The organism is Pseudomonas sp. Marseille-Q0931, from assembly GCF_940789645.1.
In the GTDB taxonomy this organism is placed as follows: Bacteria; Pseudomonadota; Gammaproteobacteria; order Pseudomonadales; family Pseudomonadaceae; genus Aquipseudomonas.
Genome location: NZ_CALNWT010000001.1, coordinates 244,985 through 267,144 on the forward strand (window position 1 = coordinate 244,985; position 22,160 = coordinate 267,144).

Below are 22,160 nucleotides of genomic sequence, written 5' to 3' on the forward strand. Positions count from 1 at the left end.
CAGTGAAGGGGGGCGTCTTTATAATTGAGCGGATTTTTTACCCAGGTTTGGCGCCTTCCTCCACGCCCATATCTTATCGGTGTGGTCGGGTCCATTAGACTTTTGGTTGCGCCGCCTGTCCTATAAAAAGCTTTCTAAATCAGTGGTTAGGCAAACCTATGATCAAACTAAAGCATGGGCTCGATTTGCCCATAACGGGTGCGCCGACACAGCGTATCGAGGCCGCCAGGCCCGTGCGTAGTGTCGCCGTCATCGGCTTCGACTATCACGGGATGAAGCCGACGATGGAAGTGCAGGTCGGTGACCGGGTCAAGCTCGGTCAATTGCTGTTCACCGACAAGAAGACACCCGGCGTGCGTTACACCGCTCCCGCTGGTGGCGTGATCAGCGCCATTCACCGCGGCGAGAAGCGTGTTCTGCAATCCGTGGTCATCGATATCGATGGCGACGAGCAGGAGACCTTCGCCCAGTACGCTGCCGATCAGCTCGAAACGCTGAGTGACGAGCAGGTTCGCGAAAATCTGCAGCAGTCAGGCCTTTGGACCGCGCTACGTACGCGTCCGTTCAGCAAAGTGCCGGCGCTCGATGCCGTGCCCAACTCGATCTTCGTCACCGCCATCGATACGCACCCGCTCGCCGCCGATCCTGCGGTGATCATCGGTGAATATGCCGCTGATTTCGAAAATGGCCTGAAGGTTCTCGGCAACCTGGCCAAAGTGTTCCTGTGCAAGGCCGATGGCGCCAACCTGCCTGGCGAGAAACTGGCCAAGGTGCAGAGCGAAGCCTTTGCCGGCCCGCACCCGGCAGGTCTGCCGGGCACTCACATTCACTTCCTCGATCCGGTCAGCACCAGCAAGAGCGTATGGCAGATCGGCTATCAGGACGTGATCGCGGTGGGCAAACTGTTCACCACCGGTCAGCTGTTCGTCGAGCGCGTGATTGCCCTCGGCGGCCCGGTTGCCGAGCAGCCACGTCTGCTGCGTACCCGTCTGGGCGCCAGCCTGGAGGAGCTCACCGCCGGTGAACTCAAGCCCGGCTTCAATCGGGTGATTTCCGGCTCGGTGTTCGGCGGTCGTACCGCGCAGGGCGCTTTCGCTTTCCTCGGTCGCTACCACAACCAGGTGTCCTGCCTGAGCGAAGGTAACGAGCGCGAGATGATGCACTACCTGCGTGCCGGCGTTAACAAGCACTCGGTCCTCAACGTCTTCGTCTCCAAGCTCGCTGGCGCCAGGCTGTTCAACTTCACCACCACCACCAATGGCAGCCCGCGCGCCATGGTGCCGGTAGGCAACTACGAGGCGGTGATGCCACTGGATATCCTGCCGACTCAACTGCTGCGCTACCTGATCGTCGGTGACACCGAGATGGCCCAGAAACTGGGTTGCCTGGAGCTCGATGAAGAAGACCTGGCGCTGTGCACCTATGTCTGTGCCGGCAAGTATGAATATGGCCCGATCCTGCGGGACAACCTCACCCGCATCGAGAAGGAGGGTTAATCCGTGGGCATTCGTGCATTTCTCGACAAGATCGAGCACAACTTCGAAAAGGGCGGCAAGTACGAAAAGTGGTACGCCCTTTACGAAGCCATCGACACTTTCTTCTACCGTCCTGGCAGCGTGACCAAGACCACCGCTCACGTGCGTGATGGCATCGACCTCAAGCGCATGATGATCACCGTGTGGCTGTGCACCTTCCCGGCCATGTTCTTCGGTATGTGGAACACCGGCTACCAGGCCAACCTGATCTTCGCCCAGAGCCCCGAGCTGCTGGCGAACCAGGATGGCTGGCGCTTCGCCCTGATCGGCTCGCTGGCCGGTTTCGATCCGAGCAGCCTGTGGGACAACTTCATCCAGGGTGCGGCCTACTTCCTGCCTGTCTACGCGGTGACCTTCATCGTCGGCGGCTTCTGGGAAGTGCTGTTCGCCTCGATCCGCAAGCATGAAGTCAACGAAGGCTTCTTCGTCACCTCCGTGCTGTTCGCCCTGATCCTGCCGCCGAGCATTCCGCTGTGGCAGGTGGCCCTGGGCATCAGCTTCGGCGTGGTGATCGGCAAGGAAGTGTTCGGTGGTACCGGCAAGAACTTCCTCAACCCGGCGCTGACCGGCCGTGCCTTCCTGTTCTTCGCCTATCCGGCGCAGATGTCGGGCGACGCGGTCTGGACTGCGGTCGATGGTTTCGCCGGCGCCACTTCGCTGAGCCTGGCGGCTTCCGGCGGTGTCGAGAACGTGATCAACAGCGGCATCACCTGGATGGACGCCTTCATCGGCACCATTCATGGCTCGCTCGGCGAAACCAGCACCCTGGCCATCGCCCTCGGCGGCCTGGTCCTGCTGATCACCAAGATCGCCTCCTGGCGCATCGTCGCTGGCGTGATGCTGGGCATGATCGGCCTGAGCCTGCTGCTCAACACGATCGGCTCCACCACCAACCCGATGTTCGCCATGCCCTGGTACTGGCATCTGGTAGTGGGCGGCTTCGCCTTCGGCATGTTCTTCATGGCCACCGACCCGGTTTCGGCCTCCATGACCAACACCGGCAAGTGGATCTTCGGCGCCCTGATCGGCGTGATGGTCGTACTGATCCGTGTGGTCAACCCGGCCTTCCCCGAGGGCATGATGCTGGCGATCCTGTTCGCCAACCTGTTTGCACCGCTGATCGACCACTTCGTCGTTCAAGCCAATATCAAGCGGAGGCTGGCACGCAATGTCTAGTCAAAAAGAATCCACCGTCCGCACCCTGACGGTGGCCGTGCTGGTGTGTCTGGTGTGCTCGGTGTTCGTCGCCGGCGCCGCCATCGCACTGAAGCCGACTCAGGTTGAAAACCGTCTGCTGGACAAGCAGCGCAGTATCTTGGCCATCGCCGGCCTGGGTGAGCCCGGCATGTCCAGTGCCAAGGTCAAGGAAGTATTCGACAGCACCATCACCGCCAAGCTGGTGGATCTGGAGAGCGGCACGTTCTCCGATGCGTTCGATCCGATCACCTTCGACCCGCTCAAGGCTGCCAAGGACCCGAAAACCTCCGAGGCCCTGAAGGGCAGCGAAGACATCGCCGGGATCAAGCGCCAGGAGCAGTACACCACCGTTTATATGGTGGAGAAGGACGGCGAGCTCGAAACCCTGATCCTGCCGGTGCGTGGTTATGGCCTGTGGTCGACACTGCACGGCTTTATCGCGGTGAAAGGGGATCTGAACACCGTCGTGGGCATGGGCTTCTACCAGCATGGCGAGACCCCGGGTCTCGGCGGCGAGGTGGACAACCCGAAATGGAAAGGCCAGTGGCCAGGCAAGACCCTGTTCGATGACAACGGCGATCTTGCCGTGCAGATCGTCAAGGGCGGTGTCGATCCGCAGAGCCCGCGAGCCACTCACCAGGTCGATGGCCTGGCAGGCGCCACCCTGACCAGCGTCGGCGTGGATAACCTGCTGAAGTTCTGGCTCGGCCAGAACGGCTTCGGTCCGTTTATCGCTAACCTGCGTGCAGGGGAGGCCTGATCATGTCGCAGCCGACTATTAAAGAAGTCCTGCTCAACCCGATCTTCAATAACAACCCCATCGGCCTGCAGATCCTCGGGATCTGCTCGGCCCTGGCGGTCACCTCGAACCTGCAGACTGCGCTGGTGATGTCCGCCGCGCTGACGCTGGTGACCGGTTTCTCCAACCTGTTCATCTCCATGATCCGCAGCCAGATCCCTGGCTCGATTCGCATGATCGTGCAGATGGTGATCATCGCCTCGCTGGTGATCGTGGTCGATCAGGTGCTCAAGGCCTACGCCTTCAGCCTGTCCAAACAGCTGTCGGTGTTCGTCGGCCTGATCATCACCAACTGCATCGTGATGGGGCGTGCCGAAGCGTTCGCCATGCAGAACCCGCCCGTGCTGTCGTTCTTCGACGGTATCGGTAACGGTTTGGGTTACAGCGCCATGCTGATCGCCCTGGGCATCATTCGCGAGCTGTTCGGTGCCGGCAAACTGATGGGCTACGAGATCCTGTCGGTGGTCAACGATGGGGGCTGGTACCAGCCCAACGGCATGCTGCTGCTGCCGCCATCGGCATTCTTCCTGATCGGTCTGTTCATCTGGGGCATCCGTAGCTGGAAGAAGGATCAGATCGAGGCCAATGCCTACAAGATGGCGCCTCAGGTATCCAGCAAGGAGGCCTATTAATGGAACATTACATCAGCCTGTTCGTCCGTGCGGTGTTCGTCGAGAACATGGCGCTGGCGTTCTTCCTCGGCATGTGTACCTTCATCGCCATCTCCAAGAAGGTGGAAACCGCCATCGGTCTTGGCGTCGCGGTGATCGTGGTACTGGGTATCACCATGCCGGTGAACAACCTGATCTATGCCAACATCCTCAAGGATGGCGCCCTGGCCTGGGCCGGTCTGCCTGAAGTGGACCTGTCGTTCCTTGGCTTGCTGACCTTCATCGGAGTGATCGCGGCGCTGGTACAGATCCTGGAAATGACCCTGGATAAGTACGTACCGTCGCTGTACAACGCCCTCGGCGTGTTCCTGCCGCTGATCACCGTGAACTGCGCCATCATGGGTGGCTCGCTGTTCATGGTCGAGCGTGACTACAACCTGGCCGAAAGCACCGTCTACGGTGTTGGCGCGGGCGTGTCCTGGGCGCTGGCCATCGCCGCGCTGGCAGGTATCCGCGAGAAGCTCAAGTACAGCGATGTACCGGCTGGTCTGCAGGGTCTGGGCATCACCTTCATCACCATCGGTCTGATGTCGCTGGGCTTCATGTCCTTCTCCGGCGTGCAGCTGTAAGGAAAGGATGAACAGATGAATTACGAAATCTTCCTCGCCATCGGCATGTTCACCGCCATCGTTCTCGCGCTGGTGCTGATCATCCTCGCCGCTCGCGCCAAGCTGGTCTCCAGCGGTGACGTGAGCATCGAGATCAACGGCGAAAAAACCATCGTGGTACCAGCTGGCGGCAAGCTGCTGCAGACCCTGGCCGACAACAACATCTTCCTGTCCTCCGCCTGCGGTGGCGGCGGCACCTGCGCCCAGTGCAAGTGCGTCGTTGAAAGCGGTGGCGGCGAGATGCTGTCCACCGAAGAATCGCACTTCACCAAGCGCGAGGCCCGCGAGGGCTGGCGCCTGTCCTGCCAGACCCCGGTCAAGCAGGACATGAAGATCGAAGTTCCGGAAGAGGTCTTCGGCGTCAAGAAGTGGGAGTGCACCGTCGAGTCCAACCCGAACGTCGCTACCTTCATCAAGGAGCTGACGCTGAAGCTGCCGGAAGGCGAGAACGTCGACTTCCGCGCTGGCGGTTACGTGCAGCTGGAATGCCCGCCGCACACCGTCAACTACAAGGACTTCGACATTCAGGAGGAGTATCGCGGCGACTGGGACAAGTTCAACCAGTGGAAGTACGTGTCCAAGGTCGACGAGACCGTGATCCGTGCCTATTCCATGGCCAACTACCCGGAAGAGCGCGGTCTGGTGAAGTTCAACATCCGTATCGCCTCGCCGCCTCCCGGCAAGGACGATCTGCCGCCGGGCAAGATGTCTTCCTACGTGTTCAGCCTCAAGCCGGGCGACAAGATCACCGTGTACGGACCGTTCGGTGAGTTCTTCGCCAAGGACACCGACGCCGAGATGGTCTTCATCGGTGGTGGCGCCGGCATGGCGCCGATGCGTTCGCACATCTTCGACCAGCTCAAGCGCCTGAAGTCCAAGCGCAAGATCAGCTTCTGGTACGGTGCGCGTTCCATGCGCGAGTCGTTCTACAACGAAGAGTACGATCAGCTGGCCGCGGAAAACCCGAACTTCGAATGGCACCTGGCGCTGTCCGATCCGCAGCCGGAAGACAACTGGACCGGTCTCAAGGGTTTCATCCACAACGTGCTGTATGAGAACTACCTGAAGGACCACCCGGCTCCTGAGGATTGCGAGTTCTACATGTGCGGCCCACCCATGATGAACGCCGCAGTGATCAAGATGCTGACCGACCTGGGTGTCGAGCCGGAGAACATCCTCCTTGACGACTTCGGCGGTTAACGCATGAGGTCTGCTGTACTCCAGCCCGTTATCGCTGTCGCCCTGGCGGCAGCCCTAACGGGCTGCTTGCATTCTGAACGGATCGAAGAGTTCGGTGGCCCGACCATGGGCAGCACCTATTCGATCAAATACGTCCGCAGTGAAGGTGTCGCGCCGCAAGCCGAACTCAAGGCCGCGACCGAGGCGATCCTCGCCGAGATCGATCTGCAGATGTCCACCTATCGCGATGATTCGCTGATCGAGCAATTCAACCTGGCGCCGGCCGGCACCTGTCAGGCCATGCCCAAGGGTGTGCTGGATCTGGTGCGCGCCGGTGATCGCCTGCATGAAGAGAGTCAGGGCTATTTTGACCTGACTATCGAACCTCTGCTCGACCTCTGGGGTTTCGGACCCAAAGGGCAGGGCGAGGCCGTGCCGGACGCCGAGCGCCTGGCTGAAGTGCGCCAGCGAGTCGGTCAGCAGCATCTGCGAATCGAAGGCGAGCAACTGTGCAAGGACGTCGACGTGGAAGTCGACTTCAACAGCATCGCTGCGGGCTACGCTGTCGATCAGATCGTCGCGCGCCTGGGCGAGTTGGGTGTCACCAGTTACTTGGTCGAGGCCACCGGTGAACTCAAGGCAGCCGGCTTCAAGCCCGATGGCAGCCACTGGCGTATCGGGCTGGAAGCGCCGCGCGATGATCAGCGCATTGCCCAGCGCATCCTGCAACTCGATGGTTACGGTATCTCCACTTCGGGTGACTATCGCAACTACTTCGAAGAGAACGGCCAGCGTTATTCGCATACGCTCGACCCGCTGTCGGGTATGCCGGTCAATCACAAGCTGGCAGCTGTCACGGTGGCAGATCCATCGACCTTGCGCGCTGATGGCTTGTCTACCCTATTGATGGTGCTTGGGCCGGATGCCGGCATGGCCTTCGCCGAGCGCAACGATATCGCGGCGTTTTTCGTGACGCGTGAGGGCGAGGGCTTCGTCACACAGGGCACGGTCGCATTCGAGCAGCTATTCGCTGCAGGAGATGAGCAATGACTTTTCTGGTTGTATTTCTGGCCATGATTCTGGTCGTCGGCATGATGGCCGTCGGCGTGATCATGGGGCGCAAACCCATCGCCGGTTCCTGCGGCGGTATCGCCAACCTGGGCATCGAGAAGGAATGTTCGATCTGTGGCGGTAGCCGTGAGAAGTGCGAAGAGGTCAATCGCGACAAGAGCGAGGCGCCGAACACCGACCTGGCCTACGACGCGAGCAAGCGCTAAGCCAGGCGGCATGCTTTGAAAGCCGGCGGCGCTATCCGCTGCCGGCCCTGCCGAGGGTGCGCCACAAGCGCTCCGGCCTGATCTGAAGGAGTAAACATGGCGGTCTACAATTACGATGTGGTGGTGCTGGGCTCCGGCCCGGCAGGCGAGGGCGCGGCGATGAACGCGGCCAAGGCCGGGCGCAAGGTGGCCGTGGTGGACAACCGTCCGCTGGTCGGCGGCAACTGCACCCACCTGGGCACCATTCCCTCCAAGGCGCTGCGCCACTCGGTGCGGCAGATCATGCAGTTCAACACCAACCCGATGTTCCGCCAGATCGGCGAGCCGCGCTGGTTCTCGTTCCCCGACGTGCTCAAGAGTGCGGAGAAGGTGATCGCCAAGCAGGTCACCTCGCGCACCGGCTACTACGCGCGCAACCGCATCGACACCTACTTCGGTACCGCCAGCTTCGCCGACGAGCAAACGGTGGAAGTGGTCTGTCTCAATGGCGTGGTGGAGAAACTGGTGGCCAAGCAGGTCGTCGTCGCCACGGGTTCGCGCCCCTACCGCCCGGCTGATGTCGACTTCACTCACCCACGCATCTACGATAGCGATACCATTCTCAGCCTCGGCCACACGCCGCGCCGTCTGATCATCTACGGAGCCGGGGTCATCGGCTGCGAGTACGCCTCGATCTTCAGTGGCCTGGGTGTGCTGGTCGACCTGATCGACAACCGCGATCAACTGCTCAGCTTCCTTGATTCAGAGATCTCCGATGCGCTCTCCTATCACCTGCGCAACAACAATGTGCTGATTCGTCACAACGAAGAGTACGAGCGCATCGAAGGTGTGGAAAACGGTGTGGTCCTGCACCTGAAGTCGGGCAAGAAGATCAAGGCCGATGCGCTGCTGTGGTGTAACGGCCGTACCGGCAACACCGATCAGCTGGGCCTGGAGAACATCGGCATCGCGGTCAACAGTCGTGGCCAGATTCAGGTCGACGAACACTACCGCACCGAGGTCAGCAACATCTACGCCGCCGGTGACGTGATCGGTTGGCCGAGCCTGGCCAGTGCCGCCTCCGACCAGGGGCGATCGGCTGCCGGCAGCATCGTCGACAACGGCAGCTGGCGCTTCGTCGATGATGTGCCGACCGGCATCTACACCATTCCGGAGATCAGCTCGATCGGCAAGACCGAGCGTGAGTTGACCCAGGCCAAGGTGCCTTACGAAGTCGGCAAGGCGTTCTTCAAGGGCATGGCCCGTGCCCAGATCTCGGTCGAACCGGTGGGCATGCTGAAGATCCTCTTCCACCGCGAAACTCTGGAAGTGCTGGGTGTGCACTGCTTCGGCTATCAGGCTTCGGAGATCGTTCACATCGGTCAGGCGATCATGAACCAGAAGGGTGAAGCCAACAGCATCAAGTACTTCATCAACACCACCTTCAACTACCCGACCATGGCCGAGGCCTATCGGGTTGCCGCGTTCGACGGCCTCAACCGGCTTTTTTGAGCGGCTCCGGCCGGCGGCCTGAGCCGGTCGGGGAGACAGGCTGGGTAGCGGCTTCCGAGTGGCGCTGGCCGAATCGGGAGAGCTTCTAGCGTCTCAGGCGGCAGCAACGACAAAACCGGCTCTTGGGCCGGTTTTGTTGTTATAGGGCGTTGTGTTCGTAGCCTGGATGCCATTCGGGTACAGGCGCGAAGACAAACCCGGATTGCATCCGGGCTACATGGGTTCTGGTGTAGGAGCGAATTTATTCGCGATGCTGGTGCGCTCGGTGTTGGCTGCATATCGCGGATAAATCCGCTCCTACAAAGGCTAATCGCCTCAGCCCGTAGGGTGTGCCGTGCGCACCGCTTGGCCCCGCCTGTTCGAGCGACGCTATGTGCGCATGGTGCACCCTACAAGTTTCATCCGCGCAGCGTCTGCACCGCCAGTTCGTAGCCCGGATGCAATCCGGAAATGCTCTCTCTGCATCCCTCGAATTGCATCCGAACGTCGCGCGAGCTGTTCTGGCTTGCTCCCCTCTCCCGCTTGCGGGAGAGGGGCCGGGGGAGAGGGCGATGAGTCTCAGCCGCGTAACGTCTGCACCGCTATGCCGGGGAAGTCGGTGATGATGCTGTCGGCGCCAAAGTCGGCCAGGCGGCGCATCAGCGCCGGTTCGTTGACCGTCCAGACCGACACGTGCAGCCCCTGCTTCTGCGCCTTGAGCAGGCGCTCCGGAGTGCATAGGGTCCAGTTCAGCGCCAGCAGGTGGCACTCATAGTGCGCCGCCACTTTCAGCGGATCGAGCCAGGCATACTCGGCGACCAGGCCCAGTTGAAGTTGCGGAGTCAGCTCGCGTGCGGCCTTGAGCACTTCGCGCGAGCTGGAGGTGATGGTGATCCGATCGCGCAGGCCGAAGCGCTCGACCAGCTCGGCGATGGCCAGTACGGTGCGCGCGGCACGCACTTTCGAGGCGCTTTTCACTTCCAGTTGCCAGTGCTCGAACTGACACTGCTCGAACAGATCTTGCAGGCGCGGAATGGGGCAGGGGCGCACCCAGCCCGGGCCGCCCTTGCGCGCGTCATACTTGATCAGATCGGCGGCATCATGTTCGACCACCTTGCCGCGCACGCCGGTGGTGCGCTTCAGGGTTGGATCGTGAATCACCATCAACTCGCCGTCGCGTGACAGGTGCAGATCCAGCTCGCAGCGATTGACGCCATGCTCCAGGCAGCGCTGGAAGCTGGCGAGGGTATTTTCCGGGGCTTCGCCCTTGGCGCCGCGATGGCCGTAGATGAGAGTCACTGTTGCTCCTTGACGGTGTCGAGGTGGTGCGGCTGATGGTGGCGCACGCTGTTGATCACGTGATCGTATTCGAAATAAACGCTGAACTCGCGGTAGTCCCAGCGGGTGATCGGCGGCTGGCCGACCGGCTTGTGTTCTTCATCGGCCAGGCCGAAGCGCTCGAGTACCGAGCGTTTCGACTCGCCTTTCTGGGGCAGGTTGCGGGCATCGATATCCGCACCCTGGTTGCCCAACGGAATATTCAGGGTGTCAGCGAACGAGGCAGTAGGGGCGAGCAGGGCGAGTAGCAGGGCGAGGCGATACATGGCGATTCCTTGACGTTCATTCGCGGGCCTGGCGACGTTCCAGGGCCTGTCTCTGCAGGATATGCCGGGCCAGCAACTGGCGCTGTGCGTCGGTCAACGCTTCGAACTCGGTGCCGATATCGTACTGGCCGTCGCTGCGTGCGCTGCAGTGCACCACTTGGGCGCGCAGCATCAGACCGAGTGCTTGTGGCATCAATACCATCTTGATCGCCAGGTGGCTGCCCGGTGCCACGGCCTGAGCATGGCTGAAGCTGATACCGCCCTCGGACAGCGATACCTGGCGCGGGGCCCCGATATCACGTAGCAGGCTCTGCGCCACTGCCTGGCCGAGCAGGTCGATGCGCTTGTTGATCACTTTCAGGTAGTTGGCCAGGGTGCGATCACGCTCGCTGATGTGGCGCAGCAGATGCTGCGACTCGAAGTCCATCAGGTGCAGATCGCTGAGCAGATTGAACAGCGGCGACGGGTCGTGAAGCACGTCGCTGGCCTGGGCTTCGGCCCCTGACAGTAGGCTGAATTCCAGTGCGATCGTATCCTCGATACGGTAGTATTCGCGGCGATCATCTACATCGTTAGTCGACATGGCGAACCCATGAAAGCAGTGGTGGTCGAAGAGCCTGTTGAAGGCTTCGCGAACGGTATGCGAGCCGGGCGAACATCGCTGGGCAAGCGCCGGTTACGAATGGTAAACGAGCAATTCTCGCTTCGCTCGCCCCTTCGGGGTCACACTGATGTGTGATAGCCATAAGTGGCTTTCCAAGTGTTTTTAACGCAGCAGGCCCGTTACGCAGCCGACTTCGAGTTGCTTCTGAGTGTAAGGCCGCTGACCGGGCCCTGCCACATGGACGTTTTTCTTTCCCCCGAATCTCTCCGACATGTTCAGACCTCTGTTCGTATTCATCGGCACGCGCTACACGCGGGCCAAGCGCCGCAACCACTTCGTCTCCTTCATTTCCCTGACGTCCATGCTCGGCCTCACCCTGGGGGTGATGGTGATGATCCTGGTGCTGTCGGTCATGAACGGTTTCGACCACGAGATGCGCACCCGTGTGCTGGGGATGATCCCTCACGCCACGGTCGAGTCGCCGACCCCGGTCAGTGACTGGTCGGCACTGGCGCGCCAGGTCGAGCGCCACCCGCGTGTCGAGGCGCTGGCTCCCTTCACCCAGATGCAGGGCTTGCTGACGCACGACGGCAAGGTGCAGAAGGTACTGATCAATGCCATCGATCCCGAGCAGGAGCGCAAGGTTTCGATCATCGATGACTTCTTCCAGCAGGGCAGTCTCGACAGCCTGCAGCCAGGTGATTTCGCCATGGTCATCGGCGACAAGGCCGCCGCCAAGCTGGGCCTCAAACTCGGTGACAAGGTCACCTTCGTCGCGCCCGAAGTTACCGTGACCCCGGCCGGTATGTTCCCGCGCCTGAAGCGTTTTACCGTCACCGGTATCTTTCATGTCGGTGCCGGCGAGATCGATGGTGCCCTGGCGCTGGCCAACATCAGTGATCTGGCGCGCCTGCAGCGCTGGAAGCCGGATCAGGTGCAGGGCCTGCGCCTGAAATTCGACGACCTGTTCCAGGCGCCGCGCAGCGCCTGGGAGATCGCCCAGACCCTCGACGGTGATTTCTACGCACGCGACTGGACGCGCACTCACGGCAACCTGTACCAGGCCATCCGCATGGAGAAGACCATGATCGGTCTGCTGTTGCTGCTGATCGTCGCGGTGGCCGCCTTCAATATCATTTCCACCCTGGTGATGGTGGTGACCGACAAGAAGGGCGATATCGCCATCCTGCGTACCCTTGGCGCCACGCCGCGGCAGATCATGGCCATCTTCATGGTGCAGGGCACCGTGATCGGCGTGGTCGGTACTTTCATAGGCGCCGTGCTGGGGATTCTCGCGGCGCTTAATGTCAGTAGTCTGATCGCCGGCATCGAGCGCCTGTTGGGCATCAAGTTTCTCAATGCCGATGTCTATTTCATCGATTACCTGCCTTCGCAACTGCAGAGCGCCGACGTGGTGATGGTTTGTACCGCGGCGCTGCTGCTGAGCTTCTTCGCTACCCTGTATCCGGCCTGGCGCGCCGCGCGCACCCAGCCCGCCGAGGCCCTGCGCTATGAGTGAACCCATGAACCAGAACGCCATGAAACAGCAGAATGCCGTGCTCAGCTGCCGCAACCTGAGCAAGCGTTACGACGAGGGCCCCGAGTCGGTGGTCGTGCTCGACGGGCTCGAACTGGAACTCTTTCCCGGCGAGCGCGTGGCCATCGTCGGCAGCTCCGGTTCCGGCAAGAGCACTCTGCTGAACATGCTCGGCGGCCTGGATACGCCCAGCGAGGGCAGTGTGTGGCTGGCCGGTGAGCAACTGTCGGCGCTGAGCGAGACCGCCCGTGGGTTGCTGCGTAATCGGGCGCTGGGTTTCGTCTATCAGTTCCATCACCTGCTGGCTGAATTCACTGCGCTGGAGAATGCCTGCATGCCGCTGCTGATCGGCAAGACGTCGATCGCCGAAGCGCGCCAGCGCGCGACTGCATTGCTGGAGCGCGTGGGGCTGGGGCATCGCCTCAATCACAAGCCGTCAGAACTGTCTGGTGGCGAGCGCCAGCGTGTGGCCATCGCCCGCGCGCTGGTCAATCGCCCGGGGCTGGTGCTGCTTGACGAGCCAACCGGCAACCTCGATCAGCACACCGCCGAAGGTATTCAGGAGCTGATGCGCGAGCTCAGCCGTGACTCCAATACCGCATTCCTGGTGGTGACTCACGACATGCAGCTGGCGCGGCAGATGGATCGCGTGCTGAGCCTGCAGGACGGCAAGCTGGTGGCCCTCTGATGTTTCGTCCGCTGAGTATCTTCATCGGCGCTCGCTACACACGGGCCAAGCGCCGCAATCACTTCATTTCCTTCATTTCGCTGACTTCGATGATCGGCCTGGCGCTCGGCGTACTGGCGATGATCGTGGTGCTGTCGGTGATGAACGGCTTCCAGAAGGAAATGAGCTCACGGATTCTCGGTATGGTGCCGCACGCCATGGTCTATGGCGCCGAGCCGGTTGCCGACTGGCGCGCCCTGGCGGAAAAGGCCAAGGCCAATCCGCAGGTGCAGGCGGCCGCGCCTTATGCCGAGTTGGAGGGCATGCTTTCGCATCGCGGGCTGATGCAGCCGATCCAGATCCACGGCATCGATCCGGCGGAGGAGGGCAAGGTGTCGATCCTGCCCGACCATATCCGTCAGGGCAGCCTGAACAACCTGCAACCCGGTGAGTTCGGCGTGGTGATCGGTGATATCACTGCACGGCGCTTCGGTCTGCAGGTGGGCGACAAGCTGACGCTGATCATTCCCGAGCTGAGCAATGCTCCTGGTGGTGTCACGCCGCGCATGCAGCGCCTGAACGTGGCAGCGGTGTTCAAGGTTGGTGCCGAGCTGGACAGCTCGCTGGCGCTGATCAACGTCGCCGATGCCGCAGCCATGCAGCGCCTGCCGGAGGGCACGGTGCCGGGCATCCGCCTGGCGCTGAAGGATCTCTACCAGGCGCCGCAGGTGTCCAAGGCGCTGCTTACCGAGCTGGGCGCCGATTACCGCGCCGATGACTGGACCCATACCCAAGGCAGCCTGTTCAGCGCGATGAAGATGGAAAAGACCATGATCGGCCTGCTTCTGCTGCTGATCGTCGCAGTCGCTGCCTTCAATATCATCGCCACCCTGATCATGGTGGTCGCCGACAAGGGCGGTGATATCGCCATCCTGCGCACCCTGGGCGCTACGCCACGGCAGATCATGGCCATCTTCATGGTGCAGGGCTCGGTGATCGGCCTGGTCGGCACCCTGATCGGCACGGTACTTGGCGTGCTGGCGGCGCTGAATGTCAGTGCGCTGGTGGCCTGGCTGGAATCCTTCGCCGGACAGCAGGTGCTGAGCTCCGACGTGTACTTCATCAGCAGCCTGCCATCGGACCTGCAGTGGCTGGATGTGGCGCTGATCTGCTCGGCGGCATTGATCCTGAGCTTCCTCGCCACGCTCTACCCATCCTGGCGCGCGGCGCAGGTACAACCGGCCGAAGCGCTGCGCTACGAGTAAGAACGAAAAGCCGTCGAACCAGGCTGTGCGAAAACTACTGCGCTCGGTCATGCTGCGTTAAAAGCAGGCTGGAACGCCAGCCCGGTCGAATGCTCATTTACCACTTGTAAACTGCGCTTCTTCGCCTGCTTTTGCCTTGCCTGACCTTCGCTCGCTACGTTTTCACACGGCCTGGTATTCGACGGCTTTTTCTTTTCAGGGGCGTTGCTGGCGGCGCTTTTCCTGACGCTTGCGCCAACTGCGCTGGACCCACCAGCGCCAGTAGAGCATGGTCAGCACATAGGCCAGTGCGGCGAGCACCAGACCGGAGATGAAAGAGCCGAGGTACAGCGGCTTCCACAGGATGGCGACCTCGGCCGTGATCCATTCCAGGCTCAGGGTTTGCGGCATGCGCACCGGCGGTGTCTGCATGATCCATGCACCGAGTTTGTAGGTGCAGTAGAAGATCGGCGGCATGGTGATGGGGTTGGTCAGCCAGACCAGGCCGATGGAGATCGGCAGGTTGGCGCGCAGCGGAATGGCGACGGCGGCGGCGGCCAGCATCTGCATCGGCATGGGGATCATCGCCCAGAACAGGCCGATGGCCATGCCGCGCGCTACAGAGTGACGGTTGAGGTGCCAGAGATTGGGATCATGAATCAGCTTGCCGAGAAAGCGCAGGGACTTGTTACCCTTGATGCTGTCGGGGGTGGGCATGTAGCGCTTGAATAAACGACGCGGCATGAAGAGTCTCTGGGCAGGCAAAAGCGCCGATATTATGCACGGATTCGGCTCGGCCAGCGTTTTCATATTGTGACCGAAGGTGAGCGCCGGACGCGTTCGCTGTAGCTCGATGAGCAGGGAGGATGGATGCGAACAGGGATGTTGGCGCTGGCCTTGGGGCTGCTCAGCTTGCGCTTTCTGCCGAGCCTGCCGCCAGGCTGGCTGTTGCTGGTTGCAGCTTGTGTCGGCATGGCTTCGCTGCTCTCGCGTCTCTATCCGCTGGGGTTCTTTTTGCTGGGGCTGGCCTGCGCCTGCGGTTCTGCGCAGTGGGCGCTGGACGATCGCCTCGCCCCTGAGCTCGACGGCCGCACGCTATGGCTGGAAGGACGGGTGGTCGGATTGCCCGAGGTATCCGATGGTGTGGTGCGCTTCCTGCTGGAGGATGCGCAATCGCGTCGCGCCGAGCTGCCAAAAAGGTTGCGGGTGGCCTGGTATGGCGGGCCGACTGTGCAGGGCGGCGAGCGCTGGCGTCTGGCGGTCAACCTGAAGCGGCCGCATGGCCTGGTCAATCCGCAGAGCTTCGACTACGAAGCCTGGTTGCTGGCGCAGCGTATCGGCGCCACGGGCACGATCAAGTCCGGTCAGCGCCTTGCTCCAGCTTCGGGCCTGGGTAGTTGGCGCGACAGCCTGCGCCAACGCTTGTTGGCGGCGCCAGCTGTTGAGCGCGAAGGCGCCATCGCCGCTTTGGTTCTGGGCGACGGTTCTGGCTTGAGCAGCGAAGATTGGCGCCTGTTGCAACACACCGGCACGGTGCACCTGATGGTCATTTCCGGGCAGCACATCGGACTGCTGGCCGGCTTTCTCTACGGTTTGGTGGCCTTGCTGGCGAAGCTCGGCGCATGGCCGGCGCGCTGGCCATGGTTACCTTGCGCCTGTGCGCTGGCCCTGGGCGGGGCCTTGACCTATGGCTTGCTGGCGGGCTTTGAGGTGCCGGTGCGCAGGGCCTGCGTGATGGTCGCGTTGGTGCTGCTGTGGCGCATGCGCTTTCGCCATCTGGGCGCGTGGTGGCCATTGTTGCTGGCCTTGATCGTGGTTCTGCTGCTGGAGCCGCTGGCGTCCTTGCAGCCGGGTTTCTGGTTGTCGTTTTCGGCGGTGGCGATTCTGGCTCTGGTGTTTGGCGGTCGGCTCGGCGTCTGGGGTTGGTGGCGCGGGCTCACGCGTGCGCAATGGACCATGGCCATCGGCCTGTTGCCGATGATGTTGATCCTCGGCCTGCCGGTCAGCAGCAGCGGGCCGTTGGCCAATCTGATCGCCGTGCCCTGGGTCGGGTTGGTAGTCGTGCCTCTGGCCTTGCTGGGCACCTTGCTGTTGCCTATACCGATGCTGGGCGAAGGGCTGTTGTGGCTGGCCGGTGGTGCGCTGCACCTCCTGTTCGAGTTGCTCGGCATCATCGCCGGCTGGCTACCCGCCTGGCTGCCGAGCGTTATGCCGCTGTGGGCATGGTTGCTGGCGGCAGCCGGTGCTCTGCTGCTCCTTTTACCGGCCGGAGTGCCGCTGCGTCTGCCCGGTCTTGCGCTGTTGTTGCCCGCATTGCTGTTGCCAGCGCCGCATCTGGATGATGGTCGCGCCGACATCTGGGTGCTGGATGTGGGGCAGGGGCTGGCGGTGCTGGTGCGTACCCGAGAGCACGCTCTGCTGTATGACGCCGGGCCGCGCTTCGGTGATTTCGATACCGGTGAGCGAATCGTCCTGCCCTCGTTGCGGGCGCTGAACCTCAGGCAGCTCGACTTGATGCTGCTCAGCCATGCCGATAACGATCATGCCGGCGGCGCGGCCGCGATCAAGGCCGGGATGCCGGTGTCGAGGGTGGTCAGCGGTGAACCGCAAAGGCTGGCCGATGCGCTTGGCGCCGAAGCGTGCGAGTCAGGACAAAGCTGGCAATGGAACGCGGTGACCTTTAGGTTGTGGCAGTGGGAGCGGGCCAGTTCCGGCAACCAGCTGTCTTGTGTTCTGCAGATAGAGGCTGCGGGCGAGCGCCTGCTGTTGACCGGCGATATCGACGTACAGGCCGAACGGGCGCTGATGCAGGCCGACTTTCCCCTGGCTTCTCAGTGGCTGCTGGCGCCTCATCATGGCAGTCGCACCTCGTCCAGCCAGGCGTTCATCGACGCGGTCGGGGCGCAGCATGTGCTGATCACCCGCAGCCGCCACAATGCCTTCGGTCATCCTCATCCGCAGGTGCTAGAGCGTTATCGGGCAGCGGGCGTTCAGGTGCACGACACCGCGCTCGATGGCGCGCTGCATCTGCGCCTGGGTGAGCATGGCGCAGCGCAGGCATTGCGACGCGAGGCACGTTTCTGGCGGGAAAAATGAGAACGGCGGCGGTCGGCGGGCGTTGCCCCCTGTGCTAGAGTGGCGCCACTTTTTCGAGGGGGATTCTCTACCGTGTGGGAACTGGTCAAAGCTGGCGGCTGGATGATGCTGCCGATCATTCTCTGTTCCATCGCTGCTGCCGGTATCGTTGCCGAGCGCCTGTGGACCCTGCGGCCCGCCCGCGTCACCCCGGCCAATCTGCTGGCCCAGGTATGGCGCTGGATCAAGGACAAGAAACTCAACAACCAGAAGCTCAAGGAGCTGCGTGAGGATTCGCCGCTGGGGCAGATTCTCGCCGCCGGCCTGGCCAACTCCAAGCATGGTCGCGAGATCATGAAAGAGTGCATCGAGGAGGCTGCCGCGCGCGTCATCCATGATCTGGAGCGCTACCTCAACGCCCTCGGTACCATCGCCGGCATCGCACCGCTGCTCGGCCTGCTTGGCACCGTGCTGGGTATGATCGAGATCTTCAGCTCCTTCATGGGCTCGGGCATGGCCAACGCGCCGATGCTCGCCGGAGGCATCTCCAAGGCGCTGATCACCACCGCAGCCGGCCTGATGGTGGCGATTCCGGCACTGTTCTTCCATCGCTACCTGCAGCGTCGCGTCGACGAGCTGGTGGTGGGCATGGAGCAGGAAGCGATCAAACTGGTGGAAATGGTCCAGGGTGATCGCGACGTCGACCTGGGCGAGGGCAAGGCGTGAAATTCCGGCGTAAACCGCGGGAGAACGTCGAGATCAACCTGGCCTCGTTGATCGACGTGGTATTCATCCTGCTGCTGTTCTTCGTGGTCACCACCACCTTCACCCGCGAAACCCAGCTCAAGGTCGACCTGCCCGAGGCGGCCAGCGGCACGCCGCCGGAGCAGACCGAGCTGAAGCAGGTCGAGGTGCTGATCGGTGCCGATGGCGCGTTTTCGGTCAACGGCAAGGCGCTGCTGGAGAGCAACCTGAGCAATCTCATGGCTGCGCTGCAGAAGGAGTCCGAGGGCGACAACAGCCTGCCGCTGATCATCAGCGCCGATGGCAAGACGCCGCATCAGGCGGTGATCACTGCCATGGACGCCGCTGGCAAGTTGGGCTTCTCGCACCTGCGCATCACCACGGTGGAAGCACAGGAAAATCCTTAAGTGAGCGCTGCTGATCGCCTGCTCGAGGCCTGGTATCGCGGCCACCCGGCGCTGGCGCTGCTGCGTCCGCTGGAGTGGCTGTATCGCCGCGTGGTACAGGGCAAGCGCAAGCGTTTTCTCGCCGGCCAGGGTGACATCTACCGTGCGCCGGTGCCGGTGCTGGTGGTGGGCAACATCACCATCGGCGGCACCGGCAAGACGCCGCTGATCCTCTTTCTGATCGAACACTGCCGGGCTCGTGGCCTCAAGGTCGGCGTGGTCAGTCGCGGCTATGGCGCCACGCCGCCGAGCCTGCCTTGGCGCGTGCGTGCCGAGCAGCCCGCGAGCCAGGCCGGTGACGAGCCGCTGCTGATCGTCCAGCGCACGGGCGTGCCGCTGATGATCGATCCGGACCGCAGCCGCGCGGTGCGTGCACTGCTGGCCGAGGAGCCATTGGATCTGATCCTCTGCGACGACGGCCTGCAGCACTACCGTCTGGCGCGCGACCTGGAGCTGGTGCTGATCGATGCCGCGCGCGGCCTGGGCAATCGCCGCTGCCTGCCCGCCGGGCCGCTGCGTGAGCCGGCCGAGCGTCTACGTGAGGTGGATGCGGTGCTGTTCAACGGCGCCGAAGTCGACCGCGGCGACGGTTACGCTTTTGGCCTGCAGCCGACCGCACTGGTCAACCTGGCCACTGGCGAGCGGGTAGGGCTGGAGCATTTCCCCTCGGGCCAACCCGTGCATGCGGTCGCCGGCATCGGCAACCCGCAACGTTTCTTCAATACCCTCGAAGCGCTAAACTGGCGGCCGGTTCCGCACCCCTTTGCCGACCATGCCCAGTACGATGCCGCGCAGCTCAGTTTCGAGCCGGCGCTGCCGCTGCTGATGACGGAAAAGGATGCGGTGAAATGCCGGGCCTTCGCCGCCGCCGACTGGTGGTACCTGGCCGTCGACGCCGTGCCTACGCCGGCTTTCGTCGACTGGCTGGACAAGGAGCTGGCTCGCCTCATACCGGGGTCTTGATGACCCCATCAAGGACTGCGCCATGGACCTTAAACTGCTCGACATTCTCGCCTGCCCGATCTGCAAGGGCCCGCTGCAGCTTTCCGAAGACAAGACCGAACTGATCAGCAAGGGCGCCGGCGTGGCCTACCCGATCCGCGATGGCATCCCGGTGATGCTGGAAAGCGAAGCACGCACCCTGAACACCGACGAGCGCCTGGACAAGTAAATGAGTGCAGCCTTCACCGTCGTCATTCCCGCCCGTTACGCCTCCACTCGTCTGCCCGGCAAGCCGCTGCAGGACATCGCCGGCAAGCCGATGGTGCAGCATGTCTGGGAGCAGGCGAAGAAGAGTTCGGCCAGCCAGGTCGTGATCGCCACCGACGATGCGCGCATCGTCGACGCCTGTCAGGCGTTCGGCGCCGAGGTGCTGCTGACTCGCGAGGATCACAACTCCGGCACCGACCGCCTGGCCGAAGTTGCCACCCAGCTTGGTCTGCCGGCCGATGCCATCGTGGTCAACGTGCAGGGCGACGAGCCATTGATTCCGCCGATGATCATCGATCAGGTGGCGGCTAACCTGGCGGCCAATCCGCAGGCGGGTATCGCCACCCTGGCCGAGCCCATCGAAGACGTCACCGCGTTGTTCAACCCCAACGTGGTCAAGGTGGTCGCCGACAAGAACGGCTTGGCCCTGACCTTCAGCCGTGCGCCGCTGGCTTGGGCGCGCGATGCCTTCGCCAAGAGCCGCGATGTGTTACCGCAAGGTGTGCCGTACCGCCGCCATATCGGCATCTACGCCTACCGCGCGGGCTTCCTGCATGACTTCGTGGCCTGGGGCCCATGCTGGCTGGAAGATACCGAGTGCCTGGAGCAATTGCGTGCGCTGTATAACGGTGTGCGCATCCATGTTGCCGATGCGCTCGAAGCGCCGGCTGCTGGCGTGGATACCGCCGAAGACCTGGAGCGGGTGCGCCGCCTGCTGGGTGGCTGATGAAGGTCCTGTTCGTTTGTCTGGGCAACATCTGCCGTTCGCCCACGGCTGAAGGCGTGTTTCGCCACAAGCTGCGCGCGGCGGGGCTGGAGGATCGCGTGCAGGTGGATTCCGCCGGCACCGGCGACTGGCATGTCGGCAAAACGCCGGACAGCCGCACGCGTCAGGCTGCCCTGAGCCGTGGTTATGACCTGTCCGCGCAGCGTGCGCGTCAGGTGGAAGCCGCCGATTTCCAGCGCTTCGACCTGATCCTGGCCATGGATCAGAGCAACTTGCTCAACCTCAAGGCGCTGCGCCCAGCCGATGCCCGCGCCGATCTGGATCTGTACCTGCGTCGCTATGACCTGGCACTGGATGAGGTGCCCGACCCGTACTACGGCGGCGAAGAGGGCTTCGAGCAGGTGCTGGACCTGATCGAGCAGGCCAGCGATGCGCTGCTGAGCGAAATCAAGGGGCGCCTGTGAGCCTGAATCTGCAGAGCGACGTTTCGCTCAAGGCCTTCAACAGCTTTGGTGTCGACGTGCGTGCACGGCGTTTCGCCGAAGCCTACAACGATGACGATGTGCGCGAGGCGCTGCGTCTGGCTGGGCAGCAGAGCTTGCCGCTGCTGGTGATCGGCGGTGGCAGCAACCTGTTGCTGACTCGCGATGTCGAGGCGCTGGTGCTACGCATGGCCAGCCGTGGTATTCGCATTCTCGAAGAGGATGGCGATCAGGTACTGGTCGAGGCGGAGGCAGGTGAACCCTGGCATCCCTTCGTGCAGTGGAGTCTGGCGCAGGGCCTGAGCGGCCTGGAAAACCTCAGCCTGATCCCCGGCACCGTCGGCGCGGCGCCGATGCAGAACATCGGTGCCTATGGCGTGGAGATCAAGGACCTGTTCGCCGGCCTGACCGCACTGGATCGGCATACCGGTGAGCTGCGCGATTTCGCGCTAGAGGAGTGCGCCTTCGCCTATCGCGACAGCCTGTTCAAGCGTGAAGCCGGACGTTGGTTGATCCTGCGAGTGCGCTTTCGCTTGAGCCGCCTGGCTTCGCTGCGACTGGATTACGGTCCGGTGCGCCAGCGCCTCGCCGAGATGGGTGTGGAAGCGCCGACCGCCAGCGACGTCAGCCAGGCTATCTGTGCCATTCGCAGCGAAAAGCTGCCGAATCCCGTCGAGCTGGGTAATGCCGGCAGTTTCTTCAAGAATCCGGTGGTGTCGTTCGAGCTGGCCGAGCACATCCGCGCCGAGCATGCTGACCTGGTCAGCTATCCGGCGGGCGATGGCCTGGTGAAGCTGGCAGCCGGCTGGCTGATCGAGCGGGCAGGGTGGAAGGGGGTACGCGAGGGTGATGCCGGCGTTCACCGCCTGCAGGCGTTGGTGCTGGTCAACTACGGCCAAGCGACGGGTGCGCAGCTGCTGCAGCTGGCGCAGCGCATCCAGAGCGATATCTTGCAGCGTTTCGGCGTTACGCTGGAAATCGAACCGAACGTGCTTTGATCTGCGGGGCGGACGTGATCCGACGACCGCCATTCCCGGATTGCATCCGGGCTATCAGTGACGGACATGAAAAAGGGGATGCCTAGG

24 protein-coding genes are annotated in these 22,160 nt (G+C 62.6%); 20 read left to right on the plus strand and 4 right to left on the minus strand.

What is annotated here, in order from left to right; genetic code table 11:
- The first annotated feature begins 158 nt into the window (after positions 1-158).
- The 9 genes from P3C50_RS01225 (at position 159) to sthA (ending at position 8,757) form a co-directional block, all read left to right on the plus strand.
- Positions 159-1,496, plus strand: coding sequence for a Na(+)-translocating NADH-quinone reductase subunit A (locus tag P3C50_RS01225; RefSeq protein ID WP_275544587.1), 1,338 nt, complete (start codon positions 159-161; stop codon positions 1,494-1,496).
- Positions 1,497-1,499: 3 nt separating this feature from the next.
- Complete coding sequence (locus tag P3C50_RS01230; protein ID WP_275544588.1) at positions 1,500-2,711, plus strand: NADH:ubiquinone reductase (Na(+)-transporting) subunit B; 1,212 nt, start codon at positions 1,500-1,502, stop codon at positions 2,709-2,711.
- Entirely contained in the window at positions 2,704-3,492 is a 789-nt protein-coding gene (locus P3C50_RS01235; protein WP_275544589.1) for a Na(+)-translocating NADH-quinone reductase subunit C, read from the plus strand. Before P3C50_RS01230 ends, P3C50_RS01235 begins: the two co-directional genes overlap by 8 nt.
- Positions 3,489-4,163, plus strand: coding sequence for an NADH:ubiquinone reductase (Na(+)-transporting) subunit D (locus tag P3C50_RS01240; protein ID WP_197856076.1), 675 nt, complete (start codon positions 3,489-3,491; stop codon positions 4,161-4,163). The genes P3C50_RS01235 and P3C50_RS01240 overlap by 4 nt, the downstream gene beginning before the upstream one ends.
- A complete protein-coding gene (gene nqrE / locus P3C50_RS01245; protein WP_161866469.1) occupies positions 4,163-4,771 on the plus strand; it encodes an NADH:ubiquinone reductase (Na(+)-transporting) subunit E in 609 nt (202 codons plus the stop codon). The genes P3C50_RS01240 and nqrE overlap by 1 nt, the downstream gene beginning before the upstream one ends.
- A gap of 15 nt (positions 4,772-4,786) precedes the next feature.
- Complete coding sequence (gene nqrF / locus P3C50_RS01250; RefSeq protein ID WP_197855933.1) at positions 4,787-6,010, plus strand: NADH:ubiquinone reductase (Na(+)-transporting) subunit F; 1,224 nt, start codon at positions 4,787-4,789, stop codon at positions 6,008-6,010.
- Between the two features lie 105 nt (positions 6,011-6,115).
- Positions 6,116-7,039, plus strand: a complete 924-nt coding sequence (locus P3C50_RS01255) for an FAD:protein FMN transferase (RefSeq protein WP_275545322.1) — start codon at positions 6,116-6,118, stop codon at positions 7,037-7,039.
- A complete protein-coding gene (gene nqrM, locus P3C50_RS01260; protein ID WP_024307556.1) occupies positions 7,036-7,266 on the plus strand; it encodes a (Na+)-NQR maturation NqrM in 231 nt (76 codons plus the stop codon). Before P3C50_RS01255 ends, nqrM begins: the two co-directional genes overlap by 4 nt.
- Positions 7,267-7,362: 96 nt before the next feature.
- Entirely contained in the window at positions 7,363-8,757 is a 1,395-nt protein-coding gene (gene sthA, locus P3C50_RS01265) for a Si-specific NAD(P)(+) transhydrogenase (protein WP_197855931.1), read from the plus strand.
- 558 nt (positions 8,758-9,315) lie between these two features.
- Here the strand turns inward: sthA and P3C50_RS01270 are convergent.
- The 3 genes from P3C50_RS01270 to P3C50_RS01280 are packed head-to-tail and all read right to left on the minus strand — an operon-like array spanning position 9,316 to position 10,923.
- Entirely contained in the window at positions 9,316-10,035 is a 720-nt protein-coding gene (locus P3C50_RS01270; RefSeq protein ID WP_275544590.1) for a glycerophosphodiester phosphodiesterase, read from the minus strand.
- Positions 10,032-10,340 (minus strand): phosphodiesterase, encoded by a 309-nt coding sequence (locus tag P3C50_RS01275; RefSeq protein WP_275544591.1) that lies wholly within the window; start codon positions 10,338-10,340, stop codon positions 10,032-10,034. Before P3C50_RS01275 ends, P3C50_RS01270 begins: the two co-directional genes overlap by 4 nt.
- A gap of 16 nt (positions 10,341-10,356) precedes the next feature.
- Positions 10,357-10,923, minus strand: coding sequence for a PilZ domain-containing protein (locus P3C50_RS01280; protein WP_197855928.1), 567 nt, complete (start codon positions 10,921-10,923; stop codon positions 10,357-10,359).
- 292 nt (positions 10,924-11,215) lie between these two features.
- Between P3C50_RS01280 and P3C50_RS01285 the strand changes: the two genes are divergently transcribed.
- From P3C50_RS01285 to P3C50_RS01295, 3 genes are read left to right on the plus strand one after another with little or no spacing between them, the layout of a single operon-like run.
- Positions 11,216-12,463: a lipoprotein-releasing ABC transporter permease subunit gene (locus tag P3C50_RS01285; RefSeq protein ID WP_275544592.1), complete on the plus strand. Its 1,248-nt coding sequence runs from the start codon at positions 11,216-11,218 to the stop codon at positions 12,461-12,463.
- A gap of 4 nt (positions 12,464-12,467) precedes the next feature.
- Positions 12,468-13,169 (plus strand): lipoprotein-releasing ABC transporter ATP-binding protein LolD, encoded by a 702-nt coding sequence (lolD, locus tag P3C50_RS01290; RefSeq protein ID WP_197855926.1) that lies wholly within the window; start codon positions 12,468-12,470, stop codon positions 13,167-13,169.
- On the plus strand, positions 13,169-14,413 hold the full coding sequence (locus tag P3C50_RS01295) for a lipoprotein-releasing ABC transporter permease subunit (RefSeq protein ID WP_275544593.1): 1,245 nt from the start codon (positions 13,169-13,171) through the stop codon (positions 14,411-14,413). Before lolD ends, P3C50_RS01295 begins: the two co-directional genes overlap by 1 nt.
- A 195-nt stretch (positions 14,414-14,608) precedes the next feature.
- Here the strand turns inward: P3C50_RS01295 and P3C50_RS01300 are convergent, their stop codons facing one another.
- A complete protein-coding gene (locus P3C50_RS01300; protein ID WP_197855924.1) occupies positions 14,609-15,136 on the minus strand; it encodes a DUF2062 domain-containing protein in 528 nt (175 codons plus the stop codon).
- 138 nt (positions 15,137-15,274) lie between these two features.
- Here P3C50_RS01300 and P3C50_RS01305 point away from each other — a divergent pair, with 138 nt between their 5' ends.
- From P3C50_RS01305 to murB, 8 genes are all read left to right on the plus strand, one after another.
- A complete protein-coding gene (locus tag P3C50_RS01305; RefSeq protein WP_275545323.1) occupies positions 15,275-17,488 on the plus strand; it encodes a DNA internalization-related competence protein ComEC/Rec2 in 2,214 nt (737 codons plus the stop codon).
- Positions 17,489-17,560: 72 nt separating this feature from the next.
- Positions 17,561-18,193, plus strand: coding sequence for a MotA/TolQ/ExbB proton channel family protein (locus P3C50_RS01310; RefSeq protein ID WP_013714801.1), 633 nt, complete (start codon positions 17,561-17,563; stop codon positions 18,191-18,193).
- Positions 18,190-18,618 carry an ExbD/TolR family protein gene (locus P3C50_RS01315; protein ID WP_275544594.1) on the plus strand — a complete coding sequence of 143 codons (429 nt, stop codon included), beginning with the start codon at positions 18,190-18,192 and terminating at the stop codon, positions 18,616-18,618. The genes P3C50_RS01310 and P3C50_RS01315 overlap by 4 nt, the downstream gene beginning before the upstream one ends.
- Positions 18,619-19,620 (plus strand): tetraacyldisaccharide 4'-kinase, encoded by a 1,002-nt coding sequence (lpxK, locus tag P3C50_RS01320; protein ID WP_275544595.1) that lies wholly within the window; start codon positions 18,619-18,621, stop codon positions 19,618-19,620. It begins immediately after the preceding gene.
- 22 nt (positions 19,621-19,642) lie between these two features.
- Positions 19,643-19,828, plus strand: a complete 186-nt coding sequence (locus tag P3C50_RS01325; RefSeq protein WP_013714804.1) for a Trm112 family protein — start codon at positions 19,643-19,645, stop codon at positions 19,826-19,828.
- Positions 19,829-20,593, plus strand: coding sequence for a 3-deoxy-manno-octulosonate cytidylyltransferase (gene kdsB, locus P3C50_RS01330; protein ID WP_275544596.1), 765 nt, complete (start codon positions 19,829-19,831; stop codon positions 20,591-20,593). It begins immediately after the preceding gene.
- The gene (locus tag P3C50_RS01335; RefSeq protein WP_275544597.1) at positions 20,593-21,057 is read left to right on the plus strand and encodes a low molecular weight protein-tyrosine-phosphatase; all 465 of its coding nucleotides are present in this window, start codon (positions 20,593-20,595) and stop codon (positions 21,055-21,057) included. The genes kdsB and P3C50_RS01335 overlap by 1 nt, the downstream gene beginning before the upstream one ends.
- Complete coding sequence (gene murB, locus P3C50_RS01340) at positions 21,054-22,073, plus strand: UDP-N-acetylmuramate dehydrogenase (RefSeq protein ID WP_275544599.1); 1,020 nt, start codon at positions 21,054-21,056, stop codon at positions 22,071-22,073. The genes P3C50_RS01335 and murB overlap by 4 nt, the downstream gene beginning before the upstream one ends.
- Positions 22,074-22,160: the final 87 nt, after the last annotated feature.

What these genes read in the sequence shown, in the direction of transcription:
- P3C50_RS01300 (WP_197855924.1), bottom strand. Translation starts at nt 15,136, where the DNA reads ATGCCGCGTCGTTTATTCAAGCGCTACATGCCCACCCCCGACAGCATC.
- P3C50_RS01225 (WP_275544587.1), top strand. Translation starts at nt 159, where the DNA reads ATGATCAAACTAAAGCATGGGCTCGATTTGCCCATAACGGGTGCGCCG.
- sthA (WP_197855931.1), top strand. Translation starts at nt 7,363, where the DNA reads ATGGCGGTCTACAATTACGATGTGGTGGTGCTGGGCTCCGGCCCGGCA.
- P3C50_RS01280 (WP_197855928.1), bottom strand. Translation starts at nt 10,923, where the DNA reads ATGTCGACTAACGATGTAGATGATCGCCGCGAATACTACCGTATCGAG.
- P3C50_RS01295 (WP_275544593.1), top strand. Translation starts at nt 13,169, where the DNA reads ATGTTTCGTCCGCTGAGTATCTTCATCGGCGCTCGCTACACACGGGCC.
- nqrE (WP_161866469.1), top strand. Translation starts at nt 4,163, where the DNA reads ATGGAACATTACATCAGCCTGTTCGTCCGTGCGGTGTTCGTCGAGAAC.
- P3C50_RS01285 (WP_275544592.1), top strand. Translation starts at nt 11,216, where the DNA reads ATGTTCAGACCTCTGTTCGTATTCATCGGCACGCGCTACACGCGGGCC.
- kdsB (WP_275544596.1), top strand. Translation starts at nt 19,829, where the DNA reads ATGAGTGCAGCCTTCACCGTCGTCATTCCCGCCCGTTACGCCTCCACT.
- P3C50_RS01325 (WP_013714804.1), top strand. Translation starts at nt 19,643, where the DNA reads ATGGACCTTAAACTGCTCGACATTCTCGCCTGCCCGATCTGCAAGGGC.
- P3C50_RS01335 (WP_275544597.1), top strand. Translation starts at nt 20,593, where the DNA reads ATGAAGGTCCTGTTCGTTTGTCTGGGCAACATCTGCCGTTCGCCCACG.
- P3C50_RS01275 (WP_275544591.1), bottom strand. Translation starts at nt 10,340, where the DNA reads ATGTATCGCCTCGCCCTGCTACTCGCCCTGCTCGCCCCTACTGCCTCG.
- P3C50_RS01235 (WP_275544589.1), top strand. Translation starts at nt 2,704, where the DNA reads ATGTCTAGTCAAAAAGAATCCACCGTCCGCACCCTGACGGTGGCCGTG.
- nqrF (WP_197855933.1), top strand. Translation starts at nt 4,787, where the DNA reads ATGAATTACGAAATCTTCCTCGCCATCGGCATGTTCACCGCCATCGTT.
- P3C50_RS01255 (WP_275545322.1), top strand. Translation starts at nt 6,116, where the DNA reads ATGGGCAGCACCTATTCGATCAAATACGTCCGCAGTGAAGGTGTCGCG.
- lolD (WP_197855926.1), top strand. Translation starts at nt 12,468, where the DNA reads ATGAACCAGAACGCCATGAAACAGCAGAATGCCGTGCTCAGCTGCCGC.
- P3C50_RS01305 (WP_275545323.1), top strand. Translation starts at nt 15,275, where the DNA reads ATGTTGGCGCTGGCCTTGGGGCTGCTCAGCTTGCGCTTTCTGCCGAGC.
- nqrM (WP_024307556.1), top strand. Translation starts at nt 7,036, where the DNA reads ATGACTTTTCTGGTTGTATTTCTGGCCATGATTCTGGTCGTCGGCATG.